The sequence below is a fragment of the Bradyrhizobium sp. McL0615 genome (genome assembly GCF_049993905.1).
GTDB lineage: Bacteria > Pseudomonadota > Alphaproteobacteria > Rhizobiales > Xanthobacteraceae > Bradyrhizobium.
The window spans coordinates 42,200-56,179 of the sequence record NZ_CP188254.1 but is presented as its reverse complement, the minus strand read 5'-3'; the positions used below and the strand labels follow the sequence as shown (position 1 = coordinate 56,179).

Annotated in this window: 13 protein-coding genes; 3 read left to right on the top strand and 10 right to left on the bottom strand. The window is 63.6% G+C overall.

The genetic code is table 11. The features are described from left to right. Positions 1 to 62 precede the first annotated feature (62 nt). Positions 63 to 1,673 carry a transcription termination factor NusA gene (nusA, locus tag ACPPVP_RS00235; protein ID WP_426530179.1) on the bottom strand — a complete coding sequence of 537 codons (1,611 nt, stop codon included), beginning with the start codon at positions 1,671 to 1,673 and terminating at the stop codon, positions 63 to 65. Between the two features lie 3 nt (positions 1,674 to 1,676). Further along, positions 1,677 to 2,456 (bottom strand): ribosome maturation factor RimP, encoded by a 780-nt coding sequence (gene rimP / locus ACPPVP_RS00230; RefSeq protein ID WP_426530177.1) that lies wholly within the window; start codon positions 2,454 to 2,456, stop codon positions 1,677 to 1,679. A gap of 340 nt (positions 2,457 to 2,796) precedes the next feature. Between rimP and ACPPVP_RS00225 the strand changes: the two genes are divergently transcribed. From ACPPVP_RS00225 to ACPPVP_RS00215, 3 genes are all read left to right on the top strand, one after another. Beyond that, on the top strand, positions 2,797 to 3,867 hold the full coding sequence (locus ACPPVP_RS00225; protein WP_426530175.1) for a DUF2336 domain-containing protein: 1,071 nt from the start codon (positions 2,797 to 2,799) through the stop codon (positions 3,865 to 3,867). Positions 3,868 to 4,084: 217 nt separating this feature from the next. Further along, positions 4,085 to 4,930, top strand: a complete 846-nt coding sequence (locus tag ACPPVP_RS00220) for a phytanoyl-CoA dioxygenase family protein (RefSeq protein WP_426530173.1) — start codon at positions 4,085 to 4,087, stop codon at positions 4,928 to 4,930. Positions 4,931 to 4,962: 32 nt separating this feature from the next. Beyond that, complete coding sequence (locus tag ACPPVP_RS00215) at positions 4,963 to 5,469, top strand: DUF4265 domain-containing protein (protein WP_426530171.1); 507 nt, start codon at positions 4,963 to 4,965, stop codon at positions 5,467 to 5,469. Between the two features lie 8 nt (positions 5,470 to 5,477). Here the strand turns inward: ACPPVP_RS00215 and trmB are convergent, their stop codons facing one another. The 8 genes from trmB to miaB all read right to left on the bottom strand — a co-directional run bounded on the left by trmB (position 5,478) and on the right by miaB (position 13,885). Beyond that, complete coding sequence (gene trmB, locus ACPPVP_RS00210; RefSeq protein ID WP_426530169.1) at positions 5,478 to 6,221, bottom strand: tRNA (guanosine(46)-N7)-methyltransferase TrmB; 744 nt, start codon at positions 6,219 to 6,221, stop codon at positions 5,478 to 5,480. Then, entirely contained in the window at positions 6,218 to 7,345 is a 1,128-nt protein-coding gene (locus ACPPVP_RS00205) for a M20 family metallopeptidase (RefSeq protein ID WP_426530167.1), read from the bottom strand. The genes trmB and ACPPVP_RS00205 overlap by 4 nt, the downstream gene beginning before the upstream one ends. A gap of 101 nt (positions 7,346 to 7,446) precedes the next feature. Beyond that, positions 7,447 to 7,863 (bottom strand): helix-turn-helix domain-containing protein, encoded by a 417-nt coding sequence (locus ACPPVP_RS00200; RefSeq protein ID WP_426530165.1) that lies wholly within the window; start codon positions 7,861 to 7,863, stop codon positions 7,447 to 7,449. Positions 7,864 to 8,110: 247 nt separating this feature from the next. Further along, entirely contained in the window at positions 8,111 to 9,697 is a 1,587-nt protein-coding gene (lnt, locus tag ACPPVP_RS00195; protein WP_426530163.1) for an apolipoprotein N-acyltransferase, read from the bottom strand. Between the two features lie 20 nt (positions 9,698 to 9,717). Further along, a complete protein-coding gene (locus ACPPVP_RS00190; RefSeq protein WP_426530161.1) occupies positions 9,718 to 10,836 on the bottom strand; it encodes a hemolysin family protein in 1,119 nt (372 codons plus the stop codon). Position 10,837: 1 nt separating this feature from the next. Further along, the gene (gene ybeY, locus ACPPVP_RS00185; RefSeq protein ID WP_426530159.1) at positions 10,838 to 11,341 is read right to left on the bottom strand and encodes an rRNA maturation RNase YbeY; all 504 of its coding nucleotides are present in this window, start codon (positions 11,339 to 11,341) and stop codon (positions 10,838 to 10,840) included. A gap of 83 nt (positions 11,342 to 11,424) precedes the next feature. After that, positions 11,425 to 12,480: a PhoH family protein gene (locus ACPPVP_RS00180; protein ID WP_426530157.1), complete on the bottom strand. Its 1,056-nt coding sequence runs from the start codon at positions 12,478 to 12,480 to the stop codon at positions 11,425 to 11,427. 4 nt (positions 12,481 to 12,484) lie between these two features. Then, positions 12,485 to 13,885, bottom strand: a complete 1,401-nt coding sequence (gene miaB, locus ACPPVP_RS00175) for a tRNA (N6-isopentenyl adenosine(37)-C2)-methylthiotransferase MiaB (protein WP_426530155.1) — start codon at positions 13,883 to 13,885, stop codon at positions 12,485 to 12,487. Between the last annotated feature and the right edge of the window lie 95 nt (positions 13,886 to 13,980).

Genomic DNA, 13,980 nt, shown 5'->3' with positions numbered 1-13,980 from the left:
CTCCGGTCATCTGCGCACGGTCTGCGCACAGAAAAGGCTTTCGTTGGTGCGGAACACCCGCACTACGCCGTCTGGTCTTCGGTGGCTTCGGTCGCCTCGGGTTGCTTGGCGAGTTCGGCCTCGGTGATCCAGCCGGCGATGACGCGGGCCTGCATGATCATGGCTTCCGCATCTTCGCGCGAGATCTCGTTGGCGTCGAGAATGCCGGGGAATTTGGTCGGTTCGCCGCCTTCCTTGCGCTCGGTCCAGCCGACCAGATCGTCGGTCGCGCAGCCCGCCAGATCCTCGACGGACTTGATGTCGTTCTCGCCGAACTTGACCAGCATCTTCGAGGTCACGCCGGGCACCGTCTTCAAAGCATCATCCACGCCGAGCTCCTTACGCTTGTTTTCCAGCTCCGTTTCGAGCTGTTCCAGGTATTCTCTCGCCCGGCTCTGCAGCTCGTTGGCGGTTTCTTCGTCGAAGCCTTCGATGCCGGCCAGTTCCTTGACGTCGACCAGCGCGAGTTCCTCGACCGACGTGAAGCCTTCCGACGCCAGCAACTGGCCGACCACTTCGTCGACGTTCAGCGCTTCCATGAACACCCGCGTGGAGTTCTCGAAGTCGGCCTGGCGGCGCTCGGATTCTTCCTGCTCGGTGAGGATGTCGATATCCCAGCCGGTGAGCTGCGAGGCGAGGCGGACGTTCTGGCCGCGGCGGCCGATCGCCAGCGACAGCTGGTTGTTGGTGTCGGGCACCACGACCTCGATCCGCTCGCGGTCCTCGTCGATCACGACCTTCGCGACTTCGGCAGGCGCCAGCGCGTTGACGACGAAGGTCGCGATATCGGGCGACCATGGAATGATATCGATCTTCTCGCCCTGCAGTTCGTTCACCACCGCCTGCACGCGCGAGCCGCGCATACCGACGCAGGCGCCGACCGGATCGACCGAAGAATCGCGGGAAATCACGCCGATTTTCGCGCGCGAGCCGGGATCGCGGGCCACCGCCTTGATCTCGACGATGCCGTCATAGATTTCCGGCACTTCCTGCGCGAACAGTTTTGCCATGAACTGCGGATGGGTGCGGGAGAGGAAGATCTGCGGTCCGCGGGTTTCGCGGCGGACATCGAAGATGTAGGCGCGGACGCGGTCGCCGTTGCGGAACACCTCGCGCGGCAGCATTTCGTCGCGGCGGATGATGGCTTCACCGCGGCCGAGATCGACGATCACGCTGCCATATTCGACGCGCTTGACGACGCCGTTGGAGATGTCGCCGATGCGGTCCTTGAACTCCTGGTATTGCCGGTCGCGCTCGGCCTCGCGCACCTTCTGCACGATCACCTGCTTGGCGGATTGCGCGGCGATGCGGCCATATTCCAGCGGCGGCAGGGTATCGGCAATGGTGTCGCCGACCTGGGCGCCCGGGTTGGCGCGCTGCGCGTCGGCCAGCGAGATCTGGTTCGAGGAGTTCTCGACGACCTCAACCACCAGCATGTGGCGCGACAGCCGCAGCTCGCCCTTCTTGGCGTCGATCTCGGCGTGAACGTCGGTCTCGCTGCCGTAACGGGCGCGGGCCGCCTTGGCGATGGCGTCTTCCATCGCAGCGATCACGATCCCGCGGTCGATCGACTTTTCGCGGGCGACCGCGTCTGCGATCTGCAGCAGTTCGAGTTTGTTGGCACTGACGGCCATGGCCTAGTCTCCTTCGGTAGGATCGAGGTCGCCTCTGCGCAGTCTTTCTGCGGCGAGGCGGTGCTTCTTGGTATTGGTCGGCTCGGGCTTTTTGGGCTCGAGCTTCTTGCCGGGCTTCGGCTTCGGTTTGTTGCTCCTGGCCGGATCGCTCTTCTTTGCGTGCGGCGGAGGCGGCGGCGCCAGCCCGAGATTCTGCTTCAACTCGCGCTCGGCCTGCTTGCCGCGCCGCATCGATTCCGCAATCAATTCGTCGGTCAGGACCAGCCGTGCATCGGAGATGTCTTCCATCACCAGCAGCACTTCGGCATCTTCGCCCGCGCGTATGTCATCCCGATGTAGCCGGACGGCATCGCCTTCGACGCTGGCCAGCAGCCCGCGGAAACGCTTGCGGCCCTGATGGGCGACCGCCATCTCGACCTTGACGAGATGACCGGCATAGCGCTCGAAATCGGAGCGGCGCACCAGCGGGCGATCGATGCCCGGCGAGGAAATCTCCAGCCGGTAGGCGCGCTCGATCGGGTCGGCGACGTCGAGCACCGGCGACAGCGCCCGCGAGATCGCCTCGCAATCCTCGATCTGCATCGTACCATCGGGCCGCTCGGCCATGATCTGGACGGTGCAGCCGGCCTCGGCCGATATCTTGATCCGGACCAGCCGGTAGCCCATTCCCTGCAAAACCGGTCCGGCCACCGCCGATACCCGCGCAGCTACGCCCGGCTCGACGACGAGACGGGGCTCGGCCAAGAGGTCGGCATCCACGGAACCAGCAGTTGGATCGGTCATGTCCAGGGTCAAAAGGGTCTTACTTGCATGGGTTTAGGCCGGGCCTTAACCGGCGGTCGGGCCGGTTCCCCGAACCGTGCCCGTTAAGGCCCTTCTGGGCCGGGCTCGTTCAGGTAATAAAAAAGAGCGGGTCCCGGGGGGCCCACTCTCAATACGCGATCGTATGAGAACCATAAGTTGGCGCGGATATAGCGGTTTTTGTGCAATCCGACAAGGCCCGCGATCCCGTTAAGGCCGATTTTGCCAAGCTTCGAGCGCAGGGATGGAATCTAACCCTTCATTCACGAACGCTGCCTAGATTTCCCGAAAACCAGCCAATTCGGCCGGTTTGAGTGGGTTTATGATAATTTCACCATCGCTGATCCCGGAACTCGACGACATCATCAGTCGTGGCGACCCTAAGCGTCGCGCTGATGCCGCGCGCCGTATCAGCGAACTCTTCCTGCAGGGTGCGGCAAGCTTCCGCCCCGATCATGTCGATCTGTTCGACGGTGTCCTGACCAATCTCGTTCCGCATGCCGAGCTGACAGAGCGCGCCGAGCTGGCCGAGCGGCTGTCGGTGCTGGCGAACGCCCCGCGTGGCCTGGTTAGCCAACTCGCCCATGACGACGAAATTGCCATCGCAGGCCCGCTGCTGCGCCGCTCGCCGCTCATCGATGAAAAGATGCTGATCGAAATCGCGTCCGAGAAGGGCCAGGATCATCTGCTGGCGATGGCGGAACGGCCCACGCTTTCAGCCGATCTCACCGACGTCATGGTCGCCCGCGGCGATCGCAAGGTCGTCAGGCGTGCCGCCGGCAATGCGGGCGCAGCCTTCTCGTCGAGCAGCTATTCGACGCTGATTAAGCGCGCCGGCCAGGACGGCGTGCTGACCGTCAGGCTCGGTCAGCGCGACGATCTGTCTTCCGATCAATTGAAGGAGCTGCTCTCCGGCTCCATCGACGTCGTCCGCCGACGCCTGTTCCAGGTCGTCAAGCCCGAACGGCAGGCCGACATCAAGCAGGCGATGACTGCCATCACCGGCCCGACCGAACGCGAGGAGCGGCGCGACTTCCTGCCCGCGCAGCGCACCGTCATGAAGCTCCACCGCGAAGGCATGCTCGGCGAAGGCGCATTGCTCAACTTCGCCAGGGCCTTCAAATACGAGGAGGCGGTCGCCGCACTGTCGGCGATGACCGGCGTCAAGATCGAAACCCTCGACCGCTTGATCAGCGGTGACCGCGACGATCCGCTCCTGATCGCCGGGAAGGCCATCGATATCGAATGGGCGACCGTGCGCGCGCTGATCCTGCTTCGGCTCGGTCCGAACCGGACGGCAGCCCCCGCCGACATCGAAAGCGCGAGGGTGAACTATGTGCGCCTGATGCCCTCGACCGCCCAGCGCGTCGTCGCGTTCTGGAAGACGCGGTAAGCCGGCCCGGGATCTCCCGTCCGTCATTGCGAGCGAAGCGAAGCAAGCCATCTCTCCGCTTGCCGAGATGGATTGCTCCGCCGCTAACGCTCCCTTGCAAACGCTTTGCGTTTGTCGCAGGCAATGACGAACTGAACCGAAACACCTCCCCAACGTCGCAGTCAGGCGCTATGCTTCGCGCCAAGACGCGATAAGGCGTCATTTCGGGGAGCGAGACATGCTGACGGACGCGCAGGTTCAAGCCCATGCCGATCGAATCCGCGGCGACGGATTCACCGTTATCGAAGCTGCGGCGAACCCCGAGCTGGTCGAAGGATTGAAGGCGACGCTGCAGCGCATCGAGCGCGAGCATCATCTCGGTCCCGCCCGAACGTCGTTCGAAGGCTTCAAGACCGTCCGCATCAATAACCTCCTCACCTATGACGATTTGTTCTGGGAAGTGCCGCTGCATGACAATGTGCTGCCGGTGGTGGAGCGCGTGCTGGACAAGGAGTGCCTGCTATCGTCGTTCTGCTCGCTGGTGCTGGGACCGGGGCAGGAGGCGCAGCCGATCCATGAAGACACGCAATTGATTCCGCTGCCGCGTCCGCACATTCCGATCACCATCAACGCGATCTGGGCGCTGTCGGATTTCCGCGCGGACAATGGCGCGACGCGGATCATCCCGGGCAGCCACAAATATGATTCCTCTCCGCAATACGGCCGGGAATATGACGCGGTCACCGCGACGATGAAGGCTGGCAGCGTGATGCTGTTCGACAGCGCGCTGTGGCATGGCGGCGGCGCCAACAACTCCGATGAGCGGCGCTTCGCATTCTCCTGCGCCTATTGCTGGGGCTGGATGCGGCAGCAGGAGAATTTGCAGCTCGGCATTCCGCAGGAGACGGCAAAGCGTTTTCCGAGGCGCTTGCAGGAATTATGCGGCTACAGCGTCTACAAGGGACAGTTCGGCCACATCGACAATCATGACCCGATCGAACTGCTCGGGCGTGAACGGGGAAAACGCATGGTGTGGGAAGCGACGGATGCGAGGAAGGTGCGGATGGGCGAGGCCATCAAATAGTAGCAAGTGAGTGGGATTCGATTGTAACGTGAATGCTGATTGATCCGATGGGCGACAATGGCGCGATGCAAGTCAGGCTCAAGTTAGAGGATGATTCGTGGCACGGCGCCGGTTCCGAAGGTATTTGGACAAAGCTGATAAAGCCGCTCGCTGACAAGGCGATCGTGGAAGTGAACAAGATTCCATTTTTCTCGAGGGCTCTGAGCCTGGGAGACAAGATCGTTATCGCATTCAAGGATAACGAAGTCGTATTTGATTCCGTCGTCGAGAGGGGAGGGCATTCCACCTATCGAATATTTTTCCAGAATCCCAGCGGGGACGAGACGAGAGTTCTACTCAGGTTCAATGAGATTGGCTGCTATTGGGAGTCGACCAGTTTCGGGGGTGGAAAGCTGTTCGCCCTGGATATCCCGCCACACGTGAACATCCACGATATCTATGAGATGCTCGAGAGCGGCGAGAAGGAAGGCCTATGGCTGTTCGAAGAAGGATTTGTTGGTCACATGCTGGATGGTGACCCAGTTCCTCCCGTCATGTGAACACCTCGTCAGCGCACCCGCCGAAACCGCAGATACGCCGCCACACGTCCCTCGCGTTCGGCTTTGCGGCCGTAGCGCGTCATGGTGTAGCCGTCCCACGCTTGTCGCCAGTCGGCGGCGCGTTCGGCGGTCCAGAGAAAATCGGAGCTGCGCATCAGATGCGCCAGCGTCCAGGCGCAGTAATCGTCGATGTCGCTGACGAAGCGGAATTCGCCGCCGTCTTTCAAGATGCGCGCCATTGCGTTGACCGTCGCATCCTGCACGAAGCGCCGCTTCCAGTGCCGCCGTTTCGGCCAGGGATCGGGGTGGATCAGGTCGATCCGCGCCAGCGATCGCGGCGGCGGCCAGGCCAGCAATTCCGCGGCATCGCCGGCATAGAGCCTGATGTTGCCGATATTGTGCGTCTCGATCTGCGTCAGGATTTTTGCCATGCCGTTGACATAGGGCTCGCAGCCGATGAACCCGATGTTGGGAAACGCTTGCGCTTCCGCAATCAGATGTTCGCCGCCGCCGAAGCCGATTTCGAGCCTGACATTCTCGATGTCGCCATCGAAAAGCTCGGCAAGCCGCGCCGGCGCGGGCGCTCCGATGTCGAGCGCCAGATGCGGCAGCAGATTATCGATCAGGTCGGCCTGGTGGATGCGGAGCTTGTGGCCCTTGCGGCGCCCGAAGAACGAGCCATGCGCATGCGCCGACGCACCGTCATCCGGCGTCGCGTCGCGGTCGCCGGTATCGCGCGGTGAGACGATCATCGCAGCGTCTGGTACAGCCGGTACAACAGCCGCGCCCTCGGCTCGATCGAGGAGATGTACATCTGCTCGTAATGGGTATGCGCGCCCTGGCCGTCGACGCCGAGCCCGTCCAGCGTTGCGGTATGCGGCGCGGTGAAATTGCCGTCGGAGCCGCCGCCGGTCGACGTATCGACCAGGTCGAAACCGATCTCCGCTGCAATCGTCCTGGCGTGCTCGTAGAGCGCGGCGCCGGCATTGCTCTTTTCGTAAGGCGGGCGATTCAGCTCGCCGATCACTTTGACGGTGACGCCTTCGGTGCGCGATTTCAGGTTGAGGATTTTCGCCGTGAGTTCGTCGGAATCCGACATCGTCGGTACGCGCAGATCGACCTCGGCATAGGCCTCTTCCGCAATCACGTTCGGTTTGGTGCCGCCGCGGACCACGCCGACATTGACGGTGATGCCGCGCGCCAGATCGTTCATCGCCTCCAGCGTTTGAATGACATGGCCGAGTTCGCGGATGGCGCTGCGGCCGTCCTCGGGCCTGGTGCCGGCATGCGAGGGCACGCCCTTGATGAAGACCTCAAAGCGCCCGACGCCCTTGCGCCCGGTGACGATCTTGCCGCCGTCGCGCGCCGGTTCCGTGACCAGCACATATTTCGCCTTCTGCCCCTCGCCCTCAATCAGCGCACGGGAGGTCGGGCTGCCGATCTCCTCATCGGAGACATAGAGCTGGGTGATCCCAAGTGGCGGCGTCGCCCGGTCGGCGCAAACCTGCCGAAACGCATGGTAGGCGAGATAGGCGCCGCCCTTCATGTCGTAGATACCAGGGCCAAACGCGCTGTCATCCACGATCCGGAACGGCAGCCGCTCGATGAATCCAAGCGGATGAACCGTATCGAGGTGGCTCAGCACCAGGATTCCCGGTGCGTCCTGTCCCCATGAGGAGCGGGCCACCAGATGGTCGCCGCAGCCGGAGTGCCCGGCGATCCGCTCCAGGCTCGCGGGCAGGCCGCGATAGCCTTCAGCAACGAGATCAACCAGTTGGTTGACCTGCCCGGGGGCTTCGGTCGGGGTCTCGATCTCGACCCAGCGGCGGATGCCCTCGAGGATCGGCAGGGCATCGAACGGATTGGTTGTCGTCATGTCGTATCCGATACAGCGTCATTTCCCGGTGCGCAATTTCGCACCGGGAAATGATGGCATATTCCAGAATACGAAATTATCAAACCGTTACGGCTTGAAAATCAGCGCTGGTCGGGGCCGTCGCGTGAGGCGATCTGCTCGACCAACTCGACGATCGAGCGCCGCATTTTGGAATCGGCGATGCGCGTGAACGCCCGCGTCAGCGCGAGACCCTCTGAGGTAGCGAGGAAATCGGACACATAGGCCGGGGAGGCGCCTTCGGCGAAACCGTTGCCATTCACCGCGCCGCTCGGCCCGCCATCGAACAGAAACGACACCGGGACCTGCAATATCTCCGAGATCTGCTGCAGGCGGCTGGCGCCGACCCGGTTGGTGCCTTTTTCGTATTTCTGCACCTGCTGGAAAGTAAGGCCGAGCGCTTCGCCCAGTTTTTCCTGGCTCATGCCCAGCATGATGCGGCGCATCCGGACGCGGCTGCCGACATATTTGTCAACCGGATTGGGCGCTTTGGTGGACATCTGGATCGCTCCTGGAGTTGCGCGCCGGGAATGAGGCAGTGGAAGAGCTATGCCCCAGGCGCGCCGTGACCGTCATATCCTGCTCGGAGCATCGGGTAGAATTGCGGGACGATCTGAGCAATGAAGTGACTGGTTGTTGTTCTTGGCTTGCAACCGCAGAAAGCGAATCGCAGGCTGTCTGTCAACTGGTGGAACCGCGCAGTTAGCGTTTTTTAGTAAACCAGCAACAACTAGCGACGTGCAAATCTCAGGCAGAGTGCCTTGCAACACGGCGTCTGACGACGAACAGCAGGGCAGCGGCCACGATGATGGCAGCCGGGATATCTCCAAGACGAGCATAAACCGTCGGCGGCAGCGCCGCCGGCAGGTTGGCGTCCAGCACGCCTTCGATGCCGAGGCCGAGCCGTGCGACAATCCGCCCTGAGGGATCGATCACCGCCGAGATGCCGGTGTTGGCGGCGCGAACCATCGGCAAGCCTTCTTCGATCGCACGCAGCCGCGCCTGCTGCAGGTGCTGATAGGGGCCCGTCGAATTTCCGAACCAGCCGTCATTGGTCACGTTGACGATCCAGCCGGGGCGTTCGTCACGCGCTGCAACATTCCCGGGAAAAATCGCTTCGTAACAAATCAGTGGTAGCGCGGACGGCGCATTCGGTATCTCCATCGTGCGGCGCTGCGTGCCCGGGATGAAGCCGCCACGCACCCTTGTCAGCTGCACGAAGCCGAGCTTTTCCATCCAGTCCTGAAACGGCAGATATTCGCCGAACGGCACCAGATGCAGCTTGTCGTAGACCGACAGCACACCACCGTCATGGTCGATCACATATATCGAGTTGTAGGCACGGCTGACGCGGGCGCCGGGCGGGCCGTCCGGGGCCCGCACCGAGCCGGTCATCAGTACCGTGCCCTTGGGCAGCAACTCGGCGATCTGCGCCATCGCGTCGGCCTCCCGCGCCAGGAAGAACGGGAAGGCCGATTCCGGCCAGATCAGGATCTGCACATCGCGCACACCGGTGGATTGCGGTCCCGAGGCCCGGTCGGACAGCGCCAGGTATTTCTGCATCACCTCCGCCTTGGCGGCGTAGTTGAATTTGACGTCCTGCTGCAGGTTCGGCTGCATGATGCGCAACCTGACCTTGGTCAATTCGGTCGGCTGCAGCGAGAGCCGCACGGCGCCGTAGACCCCCATCGCGACCAGCAGCGACAGCGCCGCCACCGGCGCGATCCAGGGCTTTCGGCCGCGCGAAGAGCCGTCGATCAGCGCCGCCGGGCTGGCAAAGATCGCGACGCTGAGGAAGGTCATGCCCCACAGCCCGATCAGCGACGCCGTCTGCGCCAGCGCCAGCGGCTCCGACAGCGCGTAGCCGTAGGCGTTCCAAGGGAAGCCCGACAGCACATGGCCGCGCAGCCATTCGCTGACCGTGAGCCCGATCGCGAGCGCCAGTACCCGCGATGCATCCCGCGTCCAGATCAGGCGCGCCAGCGCGAAGCCAGCCGCCGGGAATAAGGCAAGGTAGGTCGGCAGGCCGAGCACCGCGAACGGCATCAGCCAGGCAAAGGTCGGCGCATCGACCAGGAAGGCGTTGCCGGTCCAGTAAAGCCCGGGCACAAAATAGCCGAGCCCGAACCAGAAGCCCGCCATCGCCGCCGCCGGCACGCCGCGCCGTTTTCCGGCCGCCGCCCCGTCGATCAGCCAGACCGCGACCGGAAAGGTCACAAACAGCACCGGCCAGGCATTGAACGGCGCCATCGCCAGCGCCGACAAGGCGCCCGCGACCAGTGCGATGATCGCGCGCTTCCAGCCCCAGGCCAGGATGATCGAGAGTCCCGCCATGCGGAATTTACTGCCTGGAATCACTGCGAGCCGGCTCCATCGCCGGGGGCCGGCGGCGTATTGTCATTGGTCGGCGGCACGCCGGCATCGGGCGTGGGCTCGCGGCGGCTTCGCTCGCGCGTCGCACGCGCCGCAGGCCGCTCTTTCCTAATCCCGATCCGCAACCGCTTGACCCGCCGCGGATCGGCGTCGAGCACCTCGATCTCGAAATTGCCCGGGCCTGCAATGACCTCGCCGCGCACCGGCAGCCGGCCGACCTGCGCCACCAGATAGCCGCCCAGCGTCTCGACTTCCCCGCCGGCCTCGCCGGTGACGAAGTCCTCGCCGATCATCTTGCGCGCATCCTCGAGGCTGGCGCGGGCGTCGGCGATGTATGCGTTGTCGCCCTGCCGGATGATCGAGGGCGGCTCGTCGCTGTCGTGCTCGTCGTCGATCTCGCCGACGATCTGCTCGACGATGTCCTCGATCGAGACCAGCCCGTCGGTGCCGCCATATTCGTCGACCACCAGCGCCAGATGGATGCGCGAGGCCTGCATCTGTGCAAGGAGGTCGATCGCCCGCATCGACGGCGGCACATACAGCAGCTTGCGGATGATGTTGGCCTCGGCGAGCGGCAATGCGAGGTCGACCGCGCGCAGGTCGAGGCCCGCTGGGAACGGCTTCTTGCGCTTCGGCTTGGTGGTGTCGCCGACCCGCGCCTTCGCGGTCATGAACGCCAGCAGGTCGCGGATGTGAACGATGCCTTCGGGGTCGTCGAGCGTTTCGTCGTAGACGACCAGCCGCGAATGCGCCGCGCTTTCGAACAGGCTCATGAGTTCGCCGAGCGGAATATCCCGCTTCACCGCGACGATGTCGGCGCGGTGCACCATCACGTCGGCGATCCGCCGCTCGTTCAGGCCGAGGATGTTGCGCAGCATGGTGCGCTCGATGGCGGAGAAGCCGACATCATCAGGGGTGGAGGCGTCGAGCACGACCTGGAGATCGGCGCGGACCGATCCTGCCCTCCAGCCGAACAGCGTGCGAATCGCGCGCATCAGCCAGCCGTCGGCGGTCGGACGCAGCACCTCGCCTTCCTTCACCACCGCCGGCAGGTTGGGCGTATCGCGCGGATTGTCTTGTATTGGGTCGGAGTCCGGCATTTCAGGCCACCCGCTCCCGGTCCGCATAGGGGTCGGGAATGCCGAGCTGCGCGAGAATCTCCCGTTCGAGATCTTCCATGGCTTCGGCGTCGTCGTCTGTCTCGTGATCGTACCCGATCAAATGCAGGAACCCGTGGACCGCAAGATGGCTGAGGTGATGATCGAACGGCTTCTCCTCGTCGTCGGCCTCCTTGCGCGTGGTCTCATAGGCGATGGCGATGTCGCCGAGCATCCGCGGCGCGTCGGCAGGCGCGCCCGCAGTCGGCTGCAGCGCCGGAAACGACAGCACGTTGGTCGGCTTGTCGATGCCGCGCCAGTTGTTGTTGAGCGTGCGGATGCCAGCATCGTCGGTCAGCATGACCGCGAGCTCGGCCTCGCCGACATCGGCATCGGCGATTTCGGCCGCCGCATTGATGGCGCGATGGATCACCGCCTCGGCCTCCGGCTCGGTCTTCCAGCACTCGGCGACGACGAGAACTTCGGTGAGGGGAAGGACGGACGACACGAGCGTTCCAGCGCTTTGAATGGCCATGTTCGGGTTACGGCCAGGGCCTGCTTGCGGCAGGCCCATCGCCGACGATTTCTGGGTCAAGATTTGTTGGTTGCCGGTTTTTGCGGCAATCCCTCATAGGCGGCGACGATCCGCGCCACCAGTTCATGGCGGATGACGTCCTCCGCGGTGAATTTCACCTGCGCAATGCCCTCGACGCCGTCGAGCAGCTTGACCGCTTCGGCAAGCCCGGAGGCCTGTCCGTTCGGCAGGTCGACCTGCGACGGATCGCCGGTGATGATCATGCGGCTGTTCTCGCCGAGCCGGGTCAGGAACATCTTCATCTGCATCGAAGTGGTGTTCTGCGCTTCGTCCAGGATGATGACGGCGTTGGTCAGCGTGCGGCCGCGCATGAACGCCAGCGGCGCGATCTCGATCTCGCCGGCCTGCAGCGCGCGCTCGACAATGCGCGAATCCATCAAGTCGTACAGCGCGTCGTAGATCGGCCTCAAGTAAGGATCGACCTTTTCCCTAAGGTCGCCGGGCAAAAAGCCGAGCCGCTCGCCGGCCTCGACCGCGGGCCGCGACAGGATGATGCGATCGACTTCCTTGCGTTCGAACAATTGCGCGGCATGCGCCACCGCAAGCCAGGTCTTGCCGGTGCCTGCGGGGCCGACGCCGAACACCATCTCATGGCGCTTCAGCGCACGGATGTAGGAATCCTGCGCCGCCGTGCGTGCGCGCACCGGACGCTTGCGCAGGTTGATGGTCTCGAACGAGGCCTTGGCGGTCTTGGGGTCGAACTCGAACAGGGAGCCCTGTGCCAGCACGACACGGATCGCGCCTTCGACTTCGCCCTGCGACAGGTCATGTCCCTGCACGGCCTGTGCATAGAGTGTCTCCAGCACGCGCCGCGCGGCGTCGCAGCCGTCGCGGGAGCCGGCGATGGTGATGTGGTTGCCGCGGGAATCGACGACGACACCGAGGCGCCGTTCGACCAGCGCCAGGTTTTGTCCGTAGGGGCCGACAAGCGCGGAAGCGGCGCGGTTGTCGTCGAAGTCGATGACGACCTGGGTTTCGGGCGGAATTTGCATGTCGCGGTCAAATTTGCGGCTGGGAGCGAGTGAAGGCGAATCCGATGCGCTTTTTGGCAAGGGTTCAGGCTCCCGTCATCATGGATGAATGTGTTGAAGAGACCGGCCGCGCGGCAGCGCCGGCGAGTTCGCCGAGCAGGCTGTAGCGCTCGAGGCTGCCGATTTTGACCGGCAGCACCTGTCCGATGATGTCAGGCGAGGCAAAGACATGCGCGGGCTGAAGGTACGCGGTGCGGCCGACGATCTGGCCGGGATTGCGGGCCGCGCGTTCGAACAGCACATCGACGGTGTTGCCAATCATGGCCTTGTTGAAGGCCGATTGCTGGCTGTCGATCAATTCCTGAAGCCGCACCAATCGCTCGTCCATTTCAGCCGCTGACACCGTCTCCTGCATGTCCGCCGCCGGCGTGCCGGGCCGGGGCGAATATTTGAACGAATATGCCCCAGCGTATCCGATTTGCATGACAAGCGCGAGGGTCGCGGCAAATTCTCCCTCGGTTTCGCCGGGGAAGCCGACGATAAAATCCGATGAAAAAGCAATATCTTGGCGGACATCGCGAAAACGGTCGATGACGCGGCGATAATCATCGGCGGTATGCTTGCGGTTCATGGCCGCCAAGATCCGGTCGGAGCCGGACTGCACCGGAAGATGCACGAACGGCATCAGCGCGGCGAGATCGCGATGCGCCGCGATCAACGAATCGTCGACATCGCGCGGATGGCTGGTGGAGTAGCGCAGCCGCACGATACCTTCGATTTCGGCAAGCCGGTGCAGCAGCCTGCCGAGCGGCCAGGTTTTCCCGTCGGGGCCTTCGCCGTGATAGGCGTTGACGTTCTGCCCAATGAGCGTGATCTCACGCACGCCGTTGTCGGCGAGCCGCTTCACATCGTCGATGATCTTCGTCACCGGGCGCGAGACTTCCGCGCCGCGCGTATAGGGCACCACGCAGAAGGTGCAGAACTTGTCGCAGCCTTCCTGCACGGTGACGAAAGCGGAGATGCCGCGCGCGCGAATCGCATCCGGCTTGGGGGCGGGAAGGAAGCCGAATTTGTCCTCGACCGGGAATTCGGTCTCCAGCGCACGGCCTTCGCTTTTTGCGCGCGCCAATAGCTGCGGCAAATGATGGTAGCTCTGCGGCCCGACCACGACATCGACGACAGGCGCGCGGCGGATGATCTCCGCGCCCTCGGCCTGCGCCACGCAGCCCGCGACCGCGATGCGCATATCGCGCCCCTGGCGCGCCGCCTCATCTTTGGCGACACGCAGCCGCCCGAGTTCGGAGTAGACCTTCTCGGAGGCCTTCTCGCGGATATGGCAGGTGTTGAGGATCACCAGATCGGCATCCTCGGCGCTGGCTGTTTCGACAAAGCCTTCCGGAGCCAGCGTGTCCACCATGCGTTGCGCATCGTAGACGTTCATCTGGCAGCCATAGGACTTGATATGCAGCTTGCGCGGCGGCTTCATGGAACCTTCGGTGGTGGTGGAGTGGCGCCCTGGCGGCGTCTGGGGCTCAAATATAGCCTAAATGGCCAAAAAGCCAGCGTTTGAGCCAGGGATTA

Coding starts and splice junctions, on each gene's coding strand:
- nusA (WP_426530179.1), bottom strand. CDS start 1,673: ATGGCCGTCAGTGCCAACAAACTCGAACTGCTGCAGATCGCAGACGCG.
- rimP (WP_426530177.1), bottom strand. CDS start 2,456: ATGACCGATCCAACTGCTGGTTCCGTGGATGCCGACCTCTTGGCCGAG.
- ACPPVP_RS00225 (WP_426530175.1), top strand. CDS start 2,797: ATGATAATTTCACCATCGCTGATCCCGGAACTCGACGACATCATCAGT.
- ACPPVP_RS00220 (WP_426530173.1), top strand. CDS start 4,085: ATGCTGACGGACGCGCAGGTTCAAGCCCATGCCGATCGAATCCGCGGC.
- ACPPVP_RS00215 (WP_426530171.1), top strand. CDS start 4,963: ATGCTGATTGATCCGATGGGCGACAATGGCGCGATGCAAGTCAGGCTC.
- trmB (WP_426530169.1), bottom strand. CDS start 6,221: ATGATCGTCTCACCGCGCGATACCGGCGACCGCGACGCGACGCCGGAT.
- ACPPVP_RS00205 (WP_426530167.1), bottom strand. CDS start 7,345: ATGACGACAACCAATCCGTTCGATGCCCTGCCGATCCTCGAGGGCATC.
- ACPPVP_RS00200 (WP_426530165.1), bottom strand. CDS start 7,863: ATGTCCACCAAAGCGCCCAATCCGGTTGACAAATATGTCGGCAGCCGC.
- lnt (WP_426530163.1), bottom strand. CDS start 9,697: ATGGCGGGACTCTCGATCATCCTGGCCTGGGGCTGGAAGCGCGCGATC.
- ACPPVP_RS00190 (WP_426530161.1), bottom strand. CDS start 10,836: ATGCCGGACTCCGACCCAATACAAGACAATCCGCGCGATACGCCCAAC.
- miaB (WP_426530155.1), bottom strand. CDS start 13,885: ATGAAGCCGCCGCGCAAGCTGCATATCAAGTCCTATGGCTGCCAGATG.